This is a genomic window from uncultured Pluralibacter sp. (assembly GCF_913775985.1).
GTDB lineage: Bacteria > Pseudomonadota > Gammaproteobacteria > Enterobacterales > Enterobacteriaceae > Pluralibacter.
Genome location: NZ_CAJYMB010000147.1, coordinates 24,731 through 45,651, shown reverse-complemented (window position 1 = coordinate 45,651; position 20,921 = coordinate 24,731). Strand labels below are relative to the sequence as shown.

At 57.0% G+C, this 20,921-nt stretch carries 19 protein-coding genes; 8 read left to right on the top strand and 11 right to left on the bottom strand.

The annotated features are described in order from the left end of the window. Positions 1 to 1,419 (top strand): glutamate synthase small subunit, encoded by a 1,419-nt coding sequence (locus tag QZ766_RS17670; RefSeq protein ID WP_297204634.1) that lies wholly within the window; start codon positions 1 to 3, stop codon positions 1,417 to 1,419. A gap of 67 nt (positions 1,420 to 1,486) precedes the next feature. Here the strand turns inward: QZ766_RS17670 and sspB are convergent, their stop codons facing one another. The 5 genes from sspB to zapE form a co-directional block, all read right to left on the bottom strand. Further along, the gene (gene sspB, locus QZ766_RS17665) at positions 1,487 to 1,987 is read right to left on the bottom strand and encodes a ClpXP protease specificity-enhancing factor (RefSeq protein WP_297204631.1); all 501 of its coding nucleotides are present in this window, start codon (positions 1,985 to 1,987) and stop codon (positions 1,487 to 1,489) included. Positions 1,988 to 1,991: 4 nt separating this feature from the next. Further along, the gene (sspA, locus tag QZ766_RS17660; RefSeq protein ID WP_297204627.1) at positions 1,992 to 2,630 is read right to left on the bottom strand and encodes a stringent starvation protein SspA; all 639 of its coding nucleotides are present in this window, start codon (positions 2,628 to 2,630) and stop codon (positions 1,992 to 1,994) included. Positions 2,631 to 2,938: 308 nt separating this feature from the next. Then, positions 2,939 to 3,331: a 30S ribosomal protein S9 gene (gene rpsI, locus QZ766_RS17655; protein WP_000829815.1), complete on the bottom strand. Its 393-nt coding sequence runs from the start codon at positions 3,329 to 3,331 to the stop codon at positions 2,939 to 2,941. A 14-nt stretch (positions 3,332 to 3,345) separates the two neighbouring features. Beyond that, positions 3,346 to 3,774 carry a 50S ribosomal protein L13 gene (gene rplM / locus QZ766_RS17650; RefSeq protein ID WP_004868222.1) on the bottom strand — a complete coding sequence of 143 codons (429 nt, stop codon included), beginning with the start codon at positions 3,772 to 3,774 and terminating at the stop codon, positions 3,346 to 3,348. A 240-nt stretch (positions 3,775 to 4,014) separates the two neighbouring features. Next, a complete protein-coding gene (zapE, locus tag QZ766_RS17645; protein ID WP_297204279.1) occupies positions 4,015 to 5,142 on the bottom strand; it encodes a cell division protein ZapE in 1,128 nt (375 codons plus the stop codon). Between the two features lie 193 nt (positions 5,143 to 5,335). Here zapE and zapG point away from each other — a divergent pair, with 193 nt between their 5' ends. From zapG to degS, 3 genes are all read left to right on the top strand, one after another. Then, positions 5,336 to 5,734, top strand: a complete 399-nt coding sequence (zapG, locus tag QZ766_RS17640; protein ID WP_297204277.1) for a Z-ring associated protein ZapG — start codon at positions 5,336 to 5,338, stop codon at positions 5,732 to 5,734. A 97-nt stretch (positions 5,735 to 5,831) separates the two neighbouring features. After that, on the top strand, positions 5,832 to 7,202 hold the full coding sequence (gene degQ / locus QZ766_RS17635) for a serine endoprotease DegQ (protein ID WP_297204275.1): 1,371 nt from the start codon (positions 5,832 to 5,834) through the stop codon (positions 7,200 to 7,202). A gap of 96 nt (positions 7,203 to 7,298) precedes the next feature. Further along, the gene (degS, locus tag QZ766_RS17630; RefSeq protein ID WP_297204273.1) at positions 7,299 to 8,357 is read left to right on the top strand and encodes an outer membrane-stress sensor serine endopeptidase DegS; all 1,059 of its coding nucleotides are present in this window, start codon (positions 7,299 to 7,301) and stop codon (positions 8,355 to 8,357) included. Positions 8,358 to 8,426: 69 nt separating this feature from the next. Here degS and mdh read toward each other — a convergent pair whose 3' ends face one another. Continuing rightward, on the bottom strand, positions 8,427 to 9,365 hold the full coding sequence (mdh, locus tag QZ766_RS17625) for a malate dehydrogenase (protein ID WP_297204271.1): 939 nt from the start codon (positions 9,363 to 9,365) through the stop codon (positions 8,427 to 8,429). A gap of 414 nt (positions 9,366 to 9,779) precedes the next feature. On the opposite strand from mdh, the gene argR reads away from it, so the two are divergent. The 3 genes from argR (at position 9,780) to yhcN (QZ766_RS17610) (ending at position 11,260) form a co-directional block, all read left to right on the top strand. Further along, the gene (argR, locus tag QZ766_RS17620; RefSeq protein ID WP_297204269.1) at positions 9,780 to 10,250 is read left to right on the top strand and encodes a transcriptional regulator ArgR; all 471 of its coding nucleotides are present in this window, start codon (positions 9,780 to 9,782) and stop codon (positions 10,248 to 10,250) included. A gap of 373 nt (positions 10,251 to 10,623) precedes the next feature. Further along, positions 10,624 to 10,887 (top strand): peroxide/acid stress response protein YhcN, encoded by a 264-nt coding sequence (gene yhcN / locus QZ766_RS17615; RefSeq protein ID WP_297204268.1) that lies wholly within the window; start codon positions 10,624 to 10,626, stop codon positions 10,885 to 10,887. A 109-nt stretch (positions 10,888 to 10,996) separates the two neighbouring features. After that, positions 10,997 to 11,260 (top strand): peroxide/acid stress response protein YhcN, encoded by a 264-nt coding sequence (yhcN, locus tag QZ766_RS17610; protein WP_297204266.1) that lies wholly within the window; start codon positions 10,997 to 10,999, stop codon positions 11,258 to 11,260. A 152-nt stretch (positions 11,261 to 11,412) separates the two neighbouring features. Here yhcN (QZ766_RS17610) and aaeB read toward each other — a convergent pair whose 3' ends face one another. Genes aaeB through aaeX form a run of 3 tightly spaced genes read right to left on the bottom strand, consistent with a single transcriptional unit; the run spans position 11,413 to position 14,523 of the window. Further along, on the bottom strand, positions 11,413 to 13,374 hold the full coding sequence (aaeB, locus tag QZ766_RS17605) for a p-hydroxybenzoic acid efflux pump subunit AaeB (RefSeq protein WP_297204264.1): 1,962 nt from the start codon (positions 13,372 to 13,374) through the stop codon (positions 11,413 to 11,415). A 5-nt stretch (positions 13,375 to 13,379) separates the two neighbouring features. Further along, positions 13,380 to 14,312, bottom strand: a complete 933-nt coding sequence (gene aaeA, locus QZ766_RS17600) for a p-hydroxybenzoic acid efflux pump subunit AaeA (protein WP_297204261.1) — start codon at positions 14,310 to 14,312, stop codon at positions 13,380 to 13,382. Between the two features lie 7 nt (positions 14,313 to 14,319). After that, a complete protein-coding gene (aaeX, locus tag QZ766_RS17595; RefSeq protein WP_297204258.1) occupies positions 14,320 to 14,523 on the bottom strand; it encodes a p-hydroxybenzoic acid efflux pump operon protein AaeX in 204 nt (67 codons plus the stop codon). Between the two features lie 130 nt (positions 14,524 to 14,653). On the opposite strand from aaeX, the gene aaeR reads away from it, so the two are divergent. Beyond that, positions 14,654 to 15,580: an HTH-type transcriptional activator AaeR gene (gene aaeR, locus QZ766_RS17590; protein WP_297204256.1), complete on the top strand. Its 927-nt coding sequence runs from the start codon at positions 14,654 to 14,656 to the stop codon at positions 15,578 to 15,580. Between the two features lie 36 nt (positions 15,581 to 15,616). Here the strand turns inward: aaeR and tldD are convergent, their stop codons facing one another. Then, entirely contained in the window at positions 15,617 to 17,062 is a 1,446-nt protein-coding gene (tldD, locus tag QZ766_RS17585) for a metalloprotease TldD (protein ID WP_297204254.1), read from the bottom strand. 61 nt (positions 17,063 to 17,123) lie between these two features. Continuing rightward, positions 17,124 to 20,921 carry an AsmA2 domain-containing protein YhdP gene (yhdP, locus tag QZ766_RS17580; protein WP_297204252.1) on the bottom strand — a complete coding sequence of 1,266 codons (3,798 nt, stop codon included), beginning with the start codon at positions 20,919 to 20,921 and terminating at the stop codon, positions 17,124 to 17,126.

Genomic DNA, 20,921 nt, shown 5'->3' with positions numbered 1-20,921 from the left:
ATGAGTCAGAACGTTTACCAGTTTATCGACTTGCAGCGCGTGGATCCGCCGAAGAAAGCGCTGAAGATCCGTAAAATTGATTTTGTTGAAATTTATGAGCCCTTTTCAGAGGGCCAGGCAAAGGCGCAGGCGGACCGCTGCCTTTCCTGCGGCAACCCGTACTGCGAATGGAAGTGCCCGGTGCATAACTACATCCCGAACTGGCTGAAGCTCGCCAACGAAGGACGTATTTTCGAGGCCGCCGAGCTGTCTCACCAGACCAACACACTGCCGGAAGTGTGCGGCCGCGTCTGCCCGCAGGACAGGCTGTGCGAAGGCTCCTGCACGCTGAACGACGAGTTCGGCGCGGTGACTATCGGTAACATCGAGCGCTACATCAACGATAAGGCCTTTGAAATGGGCTGGCGCCCGGATCTCAGCGGCGTGAAGCCCACCGGCAAGCGCGTGGCGATTATTGGCGCAGGCCCGGCTGGCCTCGCCTGTGCCGACGTGCTGACCCGCAACGGCGTCAAGGCGGTGGTGTTTGACCGCCATCCGGAAATAGGCGGCCTGCTGACCTTCGGTATCCCGGCCTTCAAGCTGGAAAAAGAGGTGATGACCCGCCGTCGTGAAATTTTCACCGACATGGGAATTGAGTTCCAGCTCAATACCGAAGTCGGACGCGACGTGCAGATTGAAGCGCTGCTGAGCGATTACGACGCGGTGTTCCTCGGCGTTGGCACCTATCAGTCGATGCGCGGCGGGCTGGACAATGAAGACGCAGAAGGCGTATTCGACGCCCTGCCGTTCCTGATTGCCAATACCAGGCAGATCATGGGCTACGGCGAAACCACGCAGGAGCCGTACATTAGCATGGAAGGCAAGCGCGTGGTGGTGCTCGGCGGTGGCGACACCGCAATGGACTGCGTGCGCACCTCGATTCGCCAGGGCGCGTCGCATGTTATCTGCGGCTATCGCCGCGACGAGCAGAACATGCCGGGCTCAAAGCGCGAGGTAAAAAATGCCCGCGAAGAGGGCGTCGAGTTTCAGTTCAACATCCAGCCGGTTGCCGTTGAGGTGAACGCTAACGGCCGGGTCAGCGGCGTGAAAATGGTGCGCACTGAAATGGGCGCACCGGACGCAGCGGGCCGCCGCCGGGCGGAAATCGTTGCCGGCTCCGAGCACGTTATCCCCGCCGACGCGGTGGTAATGGCATTTGGCTTCCGCCCGCACAGCATGGGCTGGCTGGCGCAGCACGACGTTGAGCTGGACTCTCAGGGCCGGGTCATTGCGCCGGAAGGCAGCGACAACCCGTTCCAGACCAGCAACCCGAAGATTTTCGCCGGCGGCGATATCGTTCGCGGTTCCGATCTGGTGGTGACCGCGATTGCCGAAGGCCGCAAGGCCGCTGACGGCATTATGAATTATCTGGAAGTGTAGACACTACCCGATATGAAAAAGGCCCGGTAGCTTACGCTACCGGGCCTTTTTATTGCTTTGCGCGCAATTATTTCACTACGCGCAGCGCCGGGCGCCCACCGCGCGGCGGCGGCGGCGTATCGTCCGGATCGCTGTCGTCGTCCGTATCGGGCTTATCACCGTCAATGACCGACATCACCGTTTCCGGCTCGGCGCTGTTAGCCTCTTCACTATCGTTAACGTGAGGAGCGTCTTCATCGTAGGCGGCTTCCGGTTCGAACATCGTACCGGCGCCGTTTTCGCGGGCGTAAATAGCCAATACCGCGGCCAGCGGAACGGAAACCTGACGCGGTACGCCGCCGAAGCGCGCGCTGAAGCGCACTTCGTCGTTGGACAGATCCAGGTTACCCACAGCACGCGGGGCAATGTTTAATACGATCTGCCCGTCGCGGGCATACTCCATCGGGACGCGTACATCCGGGAGCGTCACGTCAACCACCAGATGCGGCGTAAGCTGGTTATCCAGCAGCCATTCGTAGAATGCCCGCAGCAAATAGGGGCGACGAGGCGTCAACTGCGACACGTCCATGGCGTTATCCCCGGCCCAGGCGCATTTCGCGCTCGGCTTCGGTTAAGGAAGCGAGGAAAGAGTCGCGTTCGAAAACGCGGGTCATGTAGCCTTTCATCTCTTTTGAGCCGGTACCGACCAGCTCAATGCCCATGACCGGCAAACGCCACAGCAGCGGCGCGAGGTAGCAGTCAACGAGGCTGAATTCATCGCTCAGGAAATAGGGTTTCTGAGTGAAGACCGGCGCAATAGCCAGCAGCTCTTCGCGCAGCTGCTTGCGGGCGGCATCCGCCTGCGCTGCAGTTCCGTTTTCAACGGTATTCAACAGCGAATACCAGTCTTTCTCGATGCGCTGCATGTAGAGGCGGCTTTCACCGCGGGCAACCGGATAAACCGGCATCAGCGGCGGGTGCGGGAAGCGCTCGTCCAGATATTCCATAATGATGCGAGATTCCCACAGGGTCAGCTCGCGATCGACAAGGGTCGGGACGCTTTGATTCGGGTTGAGGTCAATCAGATCCTGCGGTGGATTGTCCTTTTCCACGTGTTCTATCTCAAAACTAACACCTTTCTCAGCCAGCACGATGCGGACCTGATGGCTATAGATGTCAGTAGGACCAGAAAACAGCGTCATTACCGAACGTTTGTTGGCAGCGACAGCCATGAAAACCTCCAGGTATATTCAGAAATTACTGCCACCGGCCACAGAGTGACCAGACAGATGTGAGTTCCCAACTGCCGCAAAGTTAATTTGCTCATCAGCACAACAAAAAATGAACGGCTATCAGCGTTTGGGCAGAAAATTGGATGATAGTTTACCAGATCTTAATTCCCTTGTGGTGAAGGGATTCTGGAAATACCAAAAAAGGGGTTAAAACAGACATAATAGTTACTAAAAACGCCTGTTTTTTGCATAAAAAAACCCGCCGAAGCGGGTTTTTTCGCCAATTGTTCTGCAAGAGCAGAAAGCAATTAACGCTTGGAGAACTGAGGACGACGACGTGCTTTACGCAGGCCGACTTTCTTACGTTCAACCTGACGAGCATCGCGGGTAACGAAGCCTGCTTTACGCAGTTCGCCACGCAGGGACTCGTCGTACTCCATCAGAGCGCGGGTGATACCGTGACGGATCGCACCAGCCTGACCAGAGATACCACCACCTTTAACGGTGATGTACAGATCCAGTTTCTCAACCATGTCGACCAGTTCCAGCGGCTGGCGAACTACCATGCGGGCAGTTTCGCGACCGAAGTACTGTTCCAGTGAACGCTGGTTGATAACGATTTTGCCGTTGCCCGGTTTGATGAACACGCGAGCTGCGGAACTTTTGCGGCGACCAGTGCCGTAGTATTGATTTTCAGCCATTGCCTATATCCCGATTAGATGTCAAGAACTTGCGGTTGCTGTGCCGCGTGGTTGTGCTCGTTGCCCGCGTAAACTTTCAGTTTACGGTACATAGCACGACCCAGCGGGCCTTTTGGCAGCATGCCTTTAACCGCGATTTCAATCACACGCTCAGGACGGCGGGCAATCATCTCTTCAAAGGTCGCTTCTTTGATACCACCGATGTGGCCGGTGTGATGATAGTACATTTTGTCTTCGCGCTTGTTGCCGGTTACAGCAACTTTTTCTGCGTTCAGAACGATGATGTAATCACCGGTATCTACGTGCGGAGTGTATTCCGCTTTGTGCTTACCGCGCAGGCGACGAGCCAGTTCGGAAGCCAGACGGCCCAGAGTTTTACCGGTCGCGTCAACAACATACCAGTCGCGTTTTACGGTTTCTGGTTTAGCTGTAAAAGTTTTCATTAAAAGCTTACCCAAATAATTAGTTACACGTTGGTGAACACCCAAGCGTTTAGTCAGTTGAGGTTCACACGACAAAGTCCGGCAAACCTACCCCTTCGAATAGCCTATGCCGACACTAGAAAGTTTCGGGAAAAAAACCTTCTCGTAACGTGGGGTCGCAAGATTATAGAGAAGTCGGGGTCAAAGATCGACCCCTTTATAGCGTTCAGCGGTGGTTTTCTGTCCGCGCGGGCGCGGATATCAGGGCATATGCTCGCGTTTGAGGTACTCCTCGCTCTGCATCTCCTGCAGGCGCGACAGGCAGCGCTGGAACTCGAACTTGAGTCTTTCACCCTGATAAATCTCGTGCAGCGGCGCGGCTGCGCTCACCGCCAGCTTAACGTGACGTTCGTAAAACTCGTCTACCAGCGCGATGAAGCGACGCGCCTCGCTCTCCATCAGCGGCGTCATCACCGGCACATCAAACAGCAACACGGCGCTGAACAGCCTTGATAGCGCGATATAATCATGCTGGCTGCGGGCGTCAACGCACAGCGTGGTGAACGATACGGCCAGCGTATGGTTAGCCTCGCCGAGCGTCGGTAGCGGACGATGGTTAATCTCAAGCGTCGGCGCCTCAACAGGGCGCGGCGTGCCCGCCAGCGCCAGCCACAGGGACTCCATCTGCTGCTGCGTCTCTTCATTAATCGGCGACAGCCACAGATGCGCCTGAGTCAGGGTACGCAGGCGATAATCGATGCCGGCATCCACATTCATTACATCGCAGTGCGCTTTTATGGCGTCAATCGCGGGCAGGAAGCGGGCGCGCTGCAGGCCGTTGCGGTACAGATCGTCAGGCGGAATATTCGAGGTCGCCACCAGCGTGATTCCCCGGGCGAACAGCGCTTTCATTAAACCGCCGAGCAGCATCGCATCAGTAATATCGGAGACGAAAAACTCGTCGAAGCACAGCACGTCCGTTTCGGCTTTAAATTTATCGGCGACGATCTCCAGCGGATCGCTGTGGCCCTGCAGAGCGGTAAGCTCTTCGTGCACCCGCAGCATAAAGCGGTGGAAGTGCAGGCGCTGCTTCCGCTGGCCGGGCAGGCTTTGATAAAACAGATCCATCAGCCAGGTTTTACCGCGGCCAACGCCGCCCCACATATACAGCCCGCGCGCCGGCGCAGCAGGCAGCGCATCGCGTTTTCCCAGCAGCCGGCTGAAGGTTGCACGCAGACCGCTGGCGGGCGCCGCAACATCTTCGGAGTGTGTTAAAGCCTGGTAGATGGCGTCGAGCCGTGAGACCGCCTCGCGCTGGACGTCGTCGGGCTGATGGCTGCCCTCGCCGAGGGCCTGGAGATATCGCGATGAGGGAGTCATGCTTTGCATAAGTTATTGTTATTTCCTGAAAAGCAGCGTGCTGTCGTTCACGTTTGTCGAAAAATACGCCGTCATACACTACGCTATGTGCGCCCGGGATTCCACTTCTGCGGGAATAGCGGTTATAGTGGCATTATCATCAGGCGCGGGCGATTAGCCTTACTGCCAACCCTACGGAATCACAATACAACGGGAGAAGTTCATGACCTGGGAATATGCGCTCATTGGTTTAGTTGTCGGCCTCATAATTGGTGCCGTGGCAATGCGCTTTGGTAACCGCAAGCTGCGCCAGCAGCAGGCGCTGCAGTACGAGCTGGAAAAGAACAAAGCGGAGCTGGAAGACTATCGCGAAGAGCTGGTCAGCCACTTTGCCCGCAGCGCCGAGCTTCTCGACAATATGGCCCACGATTATCGCCAGCTGTATCAGCACATGGCGCAAAGCTCCAGCAATTTGCTGCCGGAAATGTCCGCCGAAAGCAACCCGTTCCGCAACCGCCTGGCCGAGTCTGAAGCCAGCAACGACCAGGTGCCGGTACAGATGCCGCGCGACTATTCTGACGGCGCATCCGGCCTGCTGCGCGGCGGAGCCAAGCGCGACTAACCTCTTCTGAATAACACAGGCGCACAAGATGCGCCTGTGTCTCTCGCCCCATCCCGGCTATCATTCATTTATACATCCCGCCATCAGAGCCTTATTAATGAACAAGAATCTGTTGTTGAGTGCGATTACGTTAAGCATTGTGCTGGCGTCCGGAACCGCCTCACCGGCGTTTGCCGCCCTGCCCGCACAGGTTCCCGGCCAGCCGGCGATGCCGAGCCTTGCGCCGATGCTTGAAAAAGTGCTGCCTGCGGTTGTCAGCGTGCAGGTTGAAGGAGATGCCGCGCCACAGGCGCGCGGCCCGGTTCCCGACGAGCTGAAGCGCTTTTTTGGCGACAGCCAGCCCGATAACGCACCGCGCCAGTTCGAGGGCCTCGGTTCCGGCATTATTATTAATGCCGCAAAAGGTTATGTGCTGACCAACAATCACGTGATCAGCAACGCGCAGAAAATCAGCGTGGTGCTCAACGACGGGCGCAAGTTTGATGCCAGCCTGGTGGGCAGCGACGAGCAAAGCGATATCGCTCTGCTCCAGCTGAAAAAAGCAGATCATCTTACGCAAATCGCGATTGCCGACTCCGATAAGCTGCGGGTCGGCGATTTTACTGTCGCTATTGGCAATCCCTTTGGCCTTGGGCAGACAGCAACATCCGGCATTGTCTCAGCGCTCGGGCGCAGCGGGCTTAATCTTGAAGGGCTGGAAAACTTTATTCAGACCGATGCCTCTATTAACCGCGGCAACTCCGGCGGCGCGCTGGTTAATCTCAACGGCGAGCTGGTGGGGATGAATACCGCGATCCTGGCTTCCGGCGGCGGCAGCATCGGCATTGGATTCGCGATCCCCAGCAATATGGCGATGACTCTCGCCGGGCAGTTGATGCACGACGGCGAAGTACAGCGTGGGCTGCTGGGCGTGCGGGGCATGGAAATGAACGCCGATATTGCCAAAGCAATGAATTTGAACGTTCAGCGCGGCGCGTTTGTAAGCGAGGTGCTGCCGGGATCAGGTTCGGCAAAAGCGGGCGTGAAGTCCGGGGACGTGATCGTTAGCCTTAACGGCAAACCGCTGACCAGCTTTGCCGATATGCGCTCGCGTATTGCAACCACGGCGCCGGGTACCAAAGTGACGCTGGGCCTGCTGCGTGCAGGGAAGTCGCTGAGCGTGGAGGTCACGCTGGACAAGAGCCCAACGTCAACCGCCTCCGCCGGAGAACTCTCCCCGGCGTTAACCGGCGCGTCGCTGAGCGACGGCCAGATGAAAGACGGTACGCCGGGCGTCGCGGTTGACGATCTCGCCCCGCAAAGCCCGGCGGCGCAGGCGGGCCTCCATAAGGGCGACGTCATTATCGGCATTAACCGCGATCGGACGCGCACAATTATTGATATGCGTAAGATCCTGGAGAGCAAACCTGACGTTATTGCGCTTAACGTGATGCGCGGAGATCGGAATCTCTATTTGCTGCTGCGTTAGTTAATCTCACAGCCGGACATCACCCGCGTGTGATGTCCGCGCAACTCATGGTATGCTGCGGCAGACTCCCTATCAGCTATTAGTGATAACTGCATCATGCTCGTAAAGCTTATTCGTTCAATCGCTATCGGTTTGATTGTTGGCGCTATTCTGTTGGCAGCCATGCCCTCACTGCGCCAGTTAAAACCGCTATCGTCGCCGCACTATGACAGCGCCGATGAATCACCGGCCAGCTACAATGAGGCCGTTAAGCGCGCCGCACCTGCGGTGGTGAATGTCTACAACCGGGCGGTGAATAACAGCAGCCGCAATATGCTGACGCTGGGCTCGGGAGTGATTATGGACGAGCGCGGCTACATTCTGACCAATAAGCACGTTATTAACGATGCGGACCAGATAATCATTGCCCTGCAGGATGGCCGGTTTTTTGAAGCCCTGCTGGTAGGCTCGGACACGCTTACCGATCTGGCGGTGTTAAAAATTAACGCCACCGGTGGCCTGCCGGTTATCCCCATTAACGCAAAACGCAAGCCGCATATCGGCGATGTGGTACTGGCCATCGGCAACCCTTACAATCTCGGGCAGACCATCACTCAGGGGATTATCAGCGCTACCGGCCGCATTGGCCTCAATCCCTCGGGCCGCCAGAACTTTCTTCAAACGGATGCCTCAATTAACCACGGGAACTCCGGCGGTGCGCTGGTGAACTCTCTGGGCGAGCTGATGGGCATAAACACCCTCTCCTTCGATAAGAGCAACGATGGCGAAACGCCCGAAGGTCTCGGTTTTGCCATTCCGTTTCAGCTGGCCGCTAAAATCATGGATAAACTGATTCGCGACGGCCGCGTTATTCGCGGCTATATCGGCATCAGCGGTCGAGAGATTGCCCCGCTCCACACTCAGAGCAGCGCGCTGGATCAGATTCAGGGCATCGTGGTTAACGATGTTGCCCCGGGCGGCCCTGCGGCGCTGGCGGGCATTCAGACCAACGATGTGATTATCTCTGTTAACGGCAAACCGGCTATTTCCGCGCTTGAAACGATGGATCAGGTCGCAGAAATTCGCCCTGGCTCCGAAATTCCGGTTGTGGTTATGCGCGATGACAAAAAGATCACGCTCAATGTCACGGTGCAGGAGTATCCCGCGACCAACTAGCATAAAAAAACCGGAGTCGGTAAATCGACTCCGGTTTTTGCATCCGTTAACCGTTAATTGCGCTCGCAATCACTTATTAACGAACTCCTCCCCAAGGGCAATGTCTTTTTTCAGCGTGTCCAGCATGCCTTCCAGCGACTGCTGTTCGAAATCGCTGAGGGCGCCAATCGGCTGATGCGCTTCAATCCCGTTTTTACCAAGCAGCAGCGGCTGAGAGAAGAAACGCGCATATTTGCCGTCGCCTTCGACGTAGGCGCACTCAACAACACCCTGCTCGCCGTTCAGTGCGCGAACCAGCGCTAAGCCAAAGCGTGCTGCGGCCTGGCCCATAGAGAGCGTCGCGGAGCCGCCGCCGGCTTTCGCTTCAACCACTTCGGTGCCCGCATTCTGAATACGCTTCGTGAGATCGGCTGTTTCCTGCGCGGAGAAGCTCACGCCCGGGATCTGCGACAGCAGCGGCAGGATGGTGACGCCGGAATGGCCGCCGATCACCGGCACGTTGATGTCGCCAGCGTGCTTGCCTTTCAGCTCGGCAACAAAGGTATTTGAGCGGATAATATCCAGCGTCGTTACGCCAAACAGCTTGTTTTTGTCATACACGCCGGCTTTTTTAAGCACTTCGGCCGCGATAGCTACCGTGGTGTTGACCGGGTTAGTAATGATGCCGATGCATGCTTTCGGGCAGGTAGTCGCAATCTGCTGAACCAGATTTTTGACGATGCCCGCGTTAACGTTGAACAGATCGGAGCGATCCATTCCAGGTTTACGCGCAACGCCGGCGGAGATCAGCACGACATCGGCGCCTTCCAGCGCGGGTCTTGCATCTTCACCGGAGAAACCTTTGATTTTAACATCAGTAGGGATATGGCTGAGGTCCACTGCGACACCCGGCGTTACCGGCGCAATATCATACAGGGAGAGTTCTGAGCCTGAGGGCAGTTGGGTCTTGAGTAGTAGGGCAAGCGCCTGGCCGATACCGCCAGCAGCGCCGAGGACTGCAACTTTCATCCTAAACTCCTTATTATGGTTTGATTTCATCTACCGAAACTCTGCCGCGGCACCTTAATTCACGCCATGCACAATAACAACTCACATCACTGAAGAATGCGGCGCTCTCCGCACGAAAGCCTTGTTACTGCTTACTTTGCAATCGATGAAAGGCCTACAGCGCGCAGGGTTGAGGTTGATGCCGGTTACAATACACCCAGCGCAATAAGCAAAACAACATCATTTTGATAACATTTAATTCACCTTTAGGCTTATTTTAACGGCGTGATGAAGGCATGTTCCTCGATAACGATTTTTGATAAAATAATCCGTTTCCATAACATTATTTCAGCCTTCCGCATGGCAGAATATTTGCATAAAAATTCATTTATATGCATAATAATGTTGTTTATAGCGCCATGAAATGGGTGAATTATGCGAAGCTCTGCTAAGCAAGAAGAATTAATTAAAGCGTTTAAATCGCTACTTAAAGAAGAAAAGTTCAGTTCACAGGGAGAGATCGTTCAGGCTCTGCAGGACGAAGGGTTCGATAATATTAATCAGTCGAAAGTGTCCCGCATGCTGACCAAATTCGGCGCCGTACGTACCCGTAATGCCAAAATGGAAATGGTGTATTGCCTGCCCGCAGAGCTGGGCGTTCCCACTACCTCAAGCCCGCTCAAGAACCTGGTTCTCGATATCGACTATAACGATGCCGTCGTGGTTATCCATACCAGCCCCGGTGCCGCGCAGCTGATTGCTCGTCTGCTGGACTCGCTGGGCAAAGCGGAAGGGATCCTCGGCAGCATCGCCGGCGATGACACCATCTTTACCACTCCGGCGCGCGGCTTTAGCGTTAAAGATCTTTACGAGGCTATCCTGGTCCTGTTCGAACAGGAGCTGTAGCCCCCCTCTCCGGTGATGCACTGGAGAGCATTACCTATGCTTTTCACCTCTCCAGCGCTATATTACACCGCACTTAATTTGACATTGAGTGCGATTAACTGAGTTTTTTGTATCCTCCAGTCGATCTCGCCACCTTTATCGCACAAATTGCAAAATCTTACTATCCCCATGATTTTATTAACCTAAAAGTAACCTCTTATTATCACTCATCCTCTTTTAATTCCTTTTAGTTATAAAAAATATCATTTTTGCTACGCAATAACCCAGTAAACAATTAGCATGGTATTAATTTTTTAAGTTACTAGTGTATACTTGTTTCTGTGATGAGGGTCACGAAATAAAGACTCTTAAAAAAATCGACGAGGCAGAAATTATGAAAATCAAAACTACATTAAGCGTTCTGGGTATGCTCTCCGTTCTCTCTTTCGGCGCCTTTGCTGCCGATTCAATCAATGCTGAGCAGGCGACAAACCGCCAGCCGGTAGGCACCATTTCCGTCGGCGCCGTCGGTTCATCGCCGATGGACATGAACGAAATGCTGAGCCAGAAAGCGCAGCAGCAGGGTGCATCTTCTTACCGAATCATTGAAGCCCGCAGCGGCGCGCACTGGCACGCCACTGCCGAGCTCTATAAATAAGTTTAAGCAATTAGCAATGTCACACGATTAACTGAGATGTTCTGCGGCCCCGGGTATACAGCGTTGTTCCACCCTCTGGCTGCAGCATACACAGCACGAGGAGTCACTTATGAACAAGACAATTATCGCAACACTGGGCCTGGCAACGGTTCTCTCATTCAGCGCCGGCGCGGCCGTGCAGCAAATCAACACTGAGCAGGCCCAGGGCCTGCAGCCAATGGGCACCATTTCATTTTCACAGATTGGCAGTTCTCCGATGGATATGCGCCATGAGCTGGCCGCGAAAGCAGCAAAAGAAGGCGCCAGCAGCTACCGCGTGATTGAAGCCCGCACCGGCGACAGCTGGCACGCCACCGCTGAGCTGTACAAATAAACCCTCGTCGTCTGACGTGACGACTTGCCCCCGTTCCCCGGGGGCTTTTTTATGTCTGAAGGAAAGTGAATGCCCGCTGTACCCGATGCGAGCCACCTTTTCTCCAACATAAAAAAAGCCGACGCTGTCGTCGGCTTTTTATCCCAGGCGCTCTAGGCCAGGGCACCCTGATATTTTCTCAACATATCAGTCAGGCGCTTAACCGGCTCGGTCACCTGCAAGGGCGCGTCCCAGTACACCAGCTTCTCCTGATAAACCTCCAGCTCGCTAAGCAGCTGATCAAAAGTCTGCCGGCGTCTGTCATCGCTGCGGGTAGATATGAGCTTGTCAGCGGTGCGCCGCAGCTGGCGGTGGAAAGCAGAGAGATCGTCGTTAACCGGCACCGGTGCATTACGCAGGCGCTGGTGGGCGATGATAAGGTTCAGCGCCAGGCGAAATTTAGGCATATCCCCGGGAAATTTGTTCAGCAGCAAAAACAGCTGCTGATAAAGCGCCGGCAAATGGTTTTCTTTACGGCGGTTCTTGTTGGTGGTCAGCGAGGAAACCGCCGCAGACACAAATTGATTCAGCAGCACGCGCCCCGTTCGGGAGAGTGAGTTGTCGCGCACCAGCAGAATGACGATCAGCGCCAGTACGCACCCGACCAGCTGCCCGAGCGCGCTGTCAAGAAACTGGCTGAAGTGAAAGGTCATCGGGTTATCCAGCACGAGTACGTTAATGGTATTCGCCAGCGCACCCAGCGTGCCTAATCGGCGCTTTTGTACCTCGATACCAATAAAAAACGCCATCACCGCAAGCGCAATACAGAGCAGCAGCATACTTTGCTGAGTCGATGGCATTATCACCAGGAAGTAGAGCGCGCCAAGCGGCAGCGCGACAATGGTGCCGTACACGAAGTCCATCGCCACCATGCGCGGATTGGGCAAGCGCATCGCCAGCGCGGTGACCACGGCAATCATTACCATTGCGCTGCTGCCGGACGTCCAGCCGGTCCAGAGCCAGAAAACGGTTCCAAGCGCGCAGGAGAGCGTGGTACGCCAGAAGTTTACCATCGCGTGATGGCGCTCGGCGGACTCGACTTTAACCACCGCTTCCCCCTGTAATACCTCCTCTTCACGCAGGCTAATGCGTGTATTGCTCTGCACCCCGCGCTTGAGCAGCTGAAAACGCGTCGCTGCCCCGATCCAGGTAAAGATAGTGATTGGCGTGTCGTGCTGGCCGGTCCAGGAGAGAATGCGCCGCATCCGCTTAAGCTGGGTGTGAACGTCCTGTACGGTTTCAACCGGTTTATCAAACAGCTCGCGCCAGGATGGCGCAACCGCCTCAGGCCGCGAGTTCTGGATGAGATAGGTTTCACAGGCCTGGGTAATGAGCGTCAGTGAAAGGGTATTCAGCACGCGCAGGCGGCGGTTTGCCCGCGCCCAGCGGGAGGACTCCATATTCAGATTGCTGCGCATTCCCGACAGCGCCTGCGTGCGGCGCACCAGCCCGCTCCAGGCAACATCAACCTCAGCAGGATCGCCGTGACGAATGCAGAGCTGCATCAGCTGATATTGCGCCACCAGCAGCGCATCAAGTTCGCGGTCGATCTCCTGCTTAATGGAACGCGGCGAAAACAGCAGATCCGCAACGATGGCGCAGACAATCCCGATAACGATTTCGCTGCAGCGCTCGACGGCAAACTGCGGCGCCAGTAGCGGCTCATTTTGAATACTGATAACGATAATGAGCGCCGTATAGCCTGCAAGCCCCCACGCATAGGAGTTTTCGATGCGCACCAGCGACGAAACCCAGGTGCAGAAACCGGCCCACAGGCAGCACACTAAAATCATCAGCAGCGGCGCGCGGATCATCATAATGATGATCGTCAGCGCGGCGACGCAGCCGATAAAAGTGCCGCAGATACGCAGCATACCGCGATAGCGAATGGCACCCGAATAGGGTTCACCGCCTGCGGCAAACGCCGGGCCCGCAGCGACAATCGCCGCGGTAAGCACCGCCCAGCGCGGCGTTTCCAGCTGAAAGTGAAATCCGATGAACAGCGCCAGCACGATGGCGGTAGCCAGCTTAATGGCAAAGCGCAGGTGCCGAAGCTCAATCGTTAAAAAGCCCATCGACGTTAACCGAATTCACGCAGGCGCATGCCAATCTTCTGGAAGAAGGACATCTGTCGTCGATCCCGGTCTTTTTCACCGGTAATAATTACCGTAGCGGTTGTGCCAGCGGGCCAGAGATTTCCGACCTGCTTATCGAGGCGGATGCGGACAGGCACGCGCTGCGCCAGGCGCACCCATTCCAGATTGGAGTCGATGGTTGCCATACCTTTGGAATCGACGCTGCTGCTGGCGTTAGTCACGCCGGAGGCCACGCTATCCACCGTGCCTTTCAGTACGCGAGTACTGCCTAGCGGGGTAATTTCCGCGCGATATCCCGGACGCACGCCCTCGAGTTTGGTCTCTTCCATATAGGCGGTAACGTAGAACGTACCTGATTTAACCAGCGCTACCGCCGTTGAACCGCGGGTAATGAACTCGCCGCCGTAGACGTTCAGGTTGGTGATCCAGCCGTCGGACGGTGCGCGAATAACGGTACGCTCCAGATCGAGACGTGCCAGGTCGCGCACTGCCTGGGATTTAGCAAGCTGGTGTTCGACGGTTTGCAGGCTGCTGTTGGCCTGATCGAGCTCTTCACGGGACAGCGCCACGGTGCCAATCTTATTGCGACGCCCTGCTTCACGGCGCTTTTCGGCGGCCAGCGCCTGGTAGTAGGCTACGTCAGCTTCCGCCTCGTCGAGGGCTTTTTCGTAACGCGGGCGGTCAATAACGAACAGCGTCTGCCCTTTCTTCACCAGCTGGTTATCTTTGATATCCACTTCGGTAATCAGCCCGGACACATCGGGGGCGATGGCCACAACGTCTGCACTGAAACGCGCGTCGCGGGTCCATGGAGACTCGGTGTAGTAGACCCACGCATGAAAGATGGCGATAAAGGCCAGTATCACAAGAATGACCGTAATAGCCGTACGGGAGAATTTTCTTATTAGTGTTTTCACAGCGACCTCAGGCAAACATGCGGGATATCAGGTAGAACAGGCAGCAATAGAGTGCGGTATTAAACAGCGCCGGATGCCACACGAAATCATAGATCCCCGTCGGCACCAGCAACCGGCGCACGAGCCAAAAAATGGCCAGAGACAATAGCAGCTCGACGAAAATCGGCGGAAACGAGAGACCGAAAATCACGATAACGGGAAAGAGACTCATGATGACCTTGACGATGAAAGAGTGCAGATTAGGGAGTTAATTTTATTATTTAACTAACAGTATATTATCGTAACTGTTATCACTTGATCTATATTGTGTGATCTAAATCACTTTTAACTCAGAATGAACAATGGAAAGACTCAAGCGTATGTCCGTTTTCGCGAAAGTCGTGGAATTAGGCTCCTTCACAGCGGCGGCAAGACAGCTGGAAATGAGCGTTTCATCGATAAGCCAGACGGTGTCCCGCCTCGAAAATGATCTGCAGGTTAAGCTATTAAACCGCAGCACGCGCAGCCTGGGGCTTACCGAGGCCGGCAAGATTTACTATAAAGGCTGCCAGCGGATGCTGCACGAGGCGCGGGACGTTCACGAGCAGCTCTACGCATTTAACAACACGCCGATTGGCACACTGCGCATTGGTTGTTCTTCAACCATGGCACAAAATGTCCTTTCGCGTATTACCGCTGAAATGCTGCGGGAGTATCCCGATCTGGCGGTGAATCTGGTGACCGCCATCCCGCCGCCCGATCTGATTTCCGACGGTCTGGATCTGGTGATCCGCGTAGGCTCTCTGCAGGATTCCGGGCTGTTTTCACGTCGCCTGGGCTCAATGCCGATGGTGCTGTGCGGCGCCAGAAGTTACTTGCAGCAGGTTGGGGTCCCGGAGAAACCCGCCGATCTGGCAAATCACTCCTGGCTTGAGTACAGCATCCGCCCGCACAATGAGTTTGAGCTGATCTCTCCGGAGGGGCTGCCGATACGCATTGTCCCGCAGGGACGCTTCGTCACTAACGATCCGATGACGCTGAGCCGCTGGCTGACCGCGGGCGCGGGGATCGCCTTTGTACCGCTGATGTGGGTGGCCGATGAGATTAAGCGCGGCGAGCTTGAGATCCTGCTTCCTCGCTATCATTCCGATCCGCGGCCGGTGTATGCGGTGTATACCGAAAAAGACAAGCTGCCGCTCAAGGTGCAGGTCTGCATTAACTATGTGACAGACTATTTTACGGAAGTGTCGAAGCCGTTTCTGGGAAGCCAGCTCGGCGAAAAGGCATAAAAAAGCCCGCATGATGCGGGCCTGAGTGCGAAGCGGTTATGCCGTGCCGCCCACGGTGAGGCTGTCCACTTTCAGCGTAGGCTGACCCACGCCGACCGGCAGGCTTTGCCCCTCTTTACCGCAGACGCCGACGCCGCTGTCCAGCTTCAGATCGTTACCAACCATCGAAATCTGCTGCATCGCGTCGATACCTGAGCCAATCAGCGTCGCGCCCTTCACCGCTTTGGTCACTTTCCCTTTTTCAATCAGGTAAGCCTCAGAGGTAGAGAACACAAACTTCCCGGAAGTGATATCCACCTGGCCGCCGCCGAAGTTTGGCGCGAAAATGCCGTAATCCACCGAGGCGATAATCTCTTCCGGCGTCGACTGGCCTGCCAGCATGTAGGTGTTGGTCATGCGCGGCATTGGCAGATGGGCATAGGACTCGCGGCGGCCGTTGCCGGTAGGCTTCATCCCCATCAGGCGGGCGTTAAGCTTGTCCTGCATGTAGCCTTTGAGCACGCCCTTCTCGATCAGCACGTTGTACTGTCCCGGCGTGCCTTCGTCGTCAATGGCGACCGAGCCGCGGCGATCGGTCATGGTGCCGTCATCAACCACGGTGCACAGCTCTGAGGCCACCAGCTTGTCCATCTGGCCACTAAAGACCGAGGTGCCGCGGCGGTTAAAATCGCCTTCCAGACCGTGACCCACCGCCTCGTGTAGCAGCACGCCGGGCCAGCCCGCGCCGAGCACTACCGGCAGCGCACCCGCCGGTGCTGCAACGGCGGTCAGATTAACCAGCGCCATGCGCACCGCTTCCCGGGCCCACGCGTCCGCACGGATTTCACCGCCGACGTCTGCCAGGAACCACTCATAGCCGAAACGGCCGCCGCCGCCGCTGGAGCCGCGCTCGCGCTTGCCGTTATCTTCCACCAGCACGCTGACGGAAAGGCGCACCAGTGGACGCACGTCGGCCGCGAGAGTGCCGTCTGTTGCCGCCACCAGAATCAGCTCATAGACACCGCTCAGGCTGGCAGAGACTTCCTGCACGCGCTTGTCCGCGGCGCGGGCGGCTTTATCGACCCGACGCAGCACGTCGAGTTTCTCTTCGCGGCTCATGCTCTGCAGCGGATCGAGGCTGGTGTACAGCATCGGGTGATCTTTCCCGCCCAGGGCGTGAACCTTGCCGTCGCCGGTATCGCGCACGATGGTGCGGGCCGCCTGCGCGCTTTGCTGCAGCGCCTGCAGGCTAATCTGATCCGCGTAGGCAAAGCCGGTTTTCTCTCCGCTCACCGCGCGAACGCCGACGCCCTGGTCAATATTGTAAGAACCATCTTTGATGATGCTGTCTTCCATTACCCAGGATTCGTGATAGCTCGATTGAAAATAGAGATCGCCGTAGTCGAGGCGGCGCTCGGCAAGTTGGCCAAGAATGGCAAACAGATCCTGATGGTTCAGGCCGTTTGCCGACAGCAGTTGTTCACTTACCAGGTTCAGGCTCATGGTGTTAATCGCTTTAGCTAAGAATAGTATGAGAGTGGGGCAATTCACTCGCCCCGTCAAATCATTGCGTTTTATCGCTGCGCGCCTGGCGCAGCACTTCGTTGATCTGCGGCTGATCGATGGGCCCGGTGATGCGGTAGCGCAAAATGGAGACCTTGTTCCACAGCGGCCCCAGCACTTTGCTGGCGGCAAACACCGCTGCGCCGACAATCGGGTTAATCACAAAGGCGGTCGCCACGCCAACGGTCGTGGAGATCTCCGGGGCCACAATCGCCTCCATATCAATGCGCCGCTGCACCAGATCCAGCGTGCCCTTCAGGCCAATATCCGCCTCCAGCCCGTCCACCAGCGTATCGTCGGTGTGCAGCTTGCCGTCTTTAATCCAGGCGGTGCTTTTCATCGAGTCGTAGTAAAAGCCTTCGCTGAACGTATCGCTGAAATCAAGGCGCAGCTTGCGCAGCAGGGCATCAAAACTCACTAACCGCAGCAGCTGCCCGGCGTGGCCGGTACTGATATCGGTAAATTCACCCTTACCCATGTGGGTTTTGATAATGCCGTTCAGCGTCGTGACATCCGGCTTCCACGGCGCGGCGCGCCAGTGCAGATCGTAATCAATATCGAATGAAGAGTCGCGGATTGGCGAGTCGAGGCCGAAAAAGCTAACCGCCGTGTCGATTTTCTTACCGCTGAGCTTGCCCTTCAGGGCACTGCGCTCGCCGCCCGGCGTATTGACCCATTCGCCGCTGGTGGTCAGACGTGCGAAACCGGTATCGACCAGGCCATTGGTCAGCGACAGCGTATCGCCGCTGATGGCAAAATCGCCGTTGATGCGGCCATATTTTTGCCCCCACAGCCAGCACTCGGCGCAGCGCAGCTGCAGGCTCGGCCAGCCCTTAAAGTTAATGGGATCCTCGCCGCCGGCGGGCGTACTGCCGGATGCAGGCGCGCTGCCGCCGCTTGCCGGGTTGAAGTAAAGATAGCTAATATTCGCCAGCCACGGACCGCGGTCGCGCATGGTCAGCGAACCGTTAATTTCGCGGCTCTGAGCGTCAACTTTAGTGCCACCGGCAACGGGCCCGGCGACCACGCTCAGATTATTCCAGCGCTGGCCGCCCATTAACAGCGCCGGCGTGCGTAACGTAATGCGGGTCGGAAACTCGGTAGACGCGCCAACGCTATCCGCCGCGCCCTTGCGGAACAGCGCCAGCCACTGCATACCGTCCATCTCCGGCAGGTTCAGCTCAAGCCCGGAGGCATCCGGCAGCGGCGGCATGCTGCGGCTGTCCGAAGTCCAGATGGCGCGGTCGAGCTTCAGCTTTTGCCCCAGCAGCCAGCGGCTGTTGAAGTGGTGATTGCCGCCTACGCTGCCGGTTAAATCGAAACGCTCCAGCCCGCCGGTGACATTGACTTTCACCGGCAGCGGCTGGCCCGCTTCTTTGTTGACCGGTGCGGGCAGGCTGCTGTGAATATTCTTCAGGTCACCGGTAATATCCACTTTATAATTCGCGCTGCCCTTGTAAGGCAGTTCAATGGCGACTTTGCCCTGCCACGGCACGCTGCCGCTGAGAGCATCGTTCACCTGCTGCGGCAGCAGGCCGGTTTTGTCCGGCTGCAAGCTGCCGTCGAGATCCACGCCCACCTGAAAAGCCTTATCGCCTTCGCGGGTGGAGAAGTCCACGTTGAGCGGTTGATTGAACCAGCTGGCTTTCAGCGGCCCGCTCTGTAAATTGCCGTTCTCAAAGGTAAAGCCGCCGGTCAGGTTTTCCAGGGTGCTGTTCAGCGGCTTGATAAACAGCGAGTTGTTGTTCAGCCGCACGTCGCCTTTTGCCAGCACCTGCGCGCCGTCCAGCGGAATATCCAGATGCAGGCGGGCGCCGACATTGCCGTCGAGCTGCAGCTCCTCCAGCGTCGTGCCGAGAGAGTCTTTCAGCGGCGTTTCCATGAAGTAGGGACCGACGCTTTTGCCGGGGCCGTTAACATCGGCGTCGATAATCAGCTTATGCTTGCCGTAGTCCGGGATCGCCGCGTTAAGATTAGACGCGGTCACGCCGCCGAGGGCGACGCTGTCCGCCTTCATCCACAAGCCGTCATTGAGAAAGTTAAGATCGATATCCAGATTTTTCAGCGCGGGCCAGCCGGGCTGAAACGCGAAGGTTGCATTGCGCAGCGGCACCCAAACCTGGAACTGACCTTCATTGTGTTTGTAGGGGAAAAGATGCGGATTACCGCTGTAAACCAGCGTCGCATTATCCGCCTGCCCGCCTTTGATAGCGCTTGTAAGATAGTCTGCCAGATCTTTTCCCATCAGATTTTCCGGGAAATAACGCCAGGCCTCGCCGCCGTCGCTGGTGCTGATACCCGCCAGAATACCGAGCCACGGCGCATCGCCCTTCGGTTCCAGCCAGCGGAAGCCGCCGCGGGCCCGCAGCGCTTTCGCCTGGACGTCAATATCGCGGCCGTCGAGCATGAAGCCCTTTTCGTTTTGCTCCCAGCGCAGGTTTGCCCCGCCGCGGCTAATCTGCAGCGGCGCGCGAAATACCGTTTCGTAAGGCATCACCGCATCTTTCATGGCGACGTTGAGCACGCCGTTTTCGGCGCTGCCTTCGGCGGTACCGGAAACGTGCTCGGCGCCCGGCAGCAGCTTCCACTGCTTCCATGCCAGATCGCTCCACGCGGCCTTAAAGCGGGTTTTATCAGCGTTGCGCAGCGGAATATCCAGCGCCAGCATGTCAATTTTCCCGCTGGGCTGGGCCGTCTGCCAGATATCCCCCAGCGACGGAGAGAGTTTCTCCGCAATCGGCAGTAGCCCCGCCAGACCGCCCAGCTCAAGGTTGCTGGCGCGCAGCCGGATCTCGCCGCCGTTCTGGCTCTCTTTCTGGTCGTTGTCTTTATCCGGGAACCACGCCAGTGCCAGCGCGCCGCGGGGCCAGCGCTTGTCGTCAATGGCGATGCGGGTATCGGGAATATGAAAAGCCCAGCCGTTCCCTTCCCGGGCAACGTGGGTGGTGAGGTTATCGACGGAGAGCGTATGGGTTCGGTTATCCCCCTGCCAGCTGGCGCCGCCCTTTTTTAGCCAGACGTCGCCGCTGGTGATATCACCTCTGGCAAGCGTCATCCAGCCTTCAAGGCTGAACCGCGCCGAGGTGAGCGCAACATTGTCCTGGGTCCACTGGCTGAGCCACGGTTTAACGTCGATATCATCGGCCTGCAGCCAGACCCGGCCTTCGTTAAGAATGCCGCCCTGGTCGCGCATATCCATGCGTACTTTCATGACGCCGTGCTGGCCGGTCAGGCTGGAAAGGCTCAGCTCCCCTTCGGCGCGGTGGCGGTTTTTTCCGTTAAGCCAGGTGAGCTGGGGAATGGAGAGCGCCACACGCTTGCCGGAAAGCGTCAAAAAGCTCAGCTGGCTGTCGCGCAGGGTGAACTGATCGAACTGGCGCAGGAACAGGTCGCCTACGCGATCCGCTTCCAGGTCGCCGGAACCATCATTGCTTTGCAGAGTGGAGTCGGTGTGAACGTTTAGCTGCCAGAAGGTCAGCTCGCGAAACTGCGGGCGCAGGTGCAGCAGGCTCTGCCAGACGTCAAAGGCCAGGGTAACGCGCTTGACCGACAGCTCGCCGCCGTCGTTCATGGTGGTTCTGAGATCGCGGATGTCCAGCGTCGGGCCAAAATTTTCCCAGCTGGCCTTCAGCGAGGAGGCTTCCACCGGGTGCCCGGCCATCTGGCTGGCATGGGCCAGCAGCTGAGGCCGCCACGTGTTGAGATGCGGCAGCGCAAGGCGCAGGCCGCTCACCAGTAGCGCGACGATAACGATCAGTGTCGCCAAAGCGATCAGCAGTATTCCGGGCAAACGCCTCAC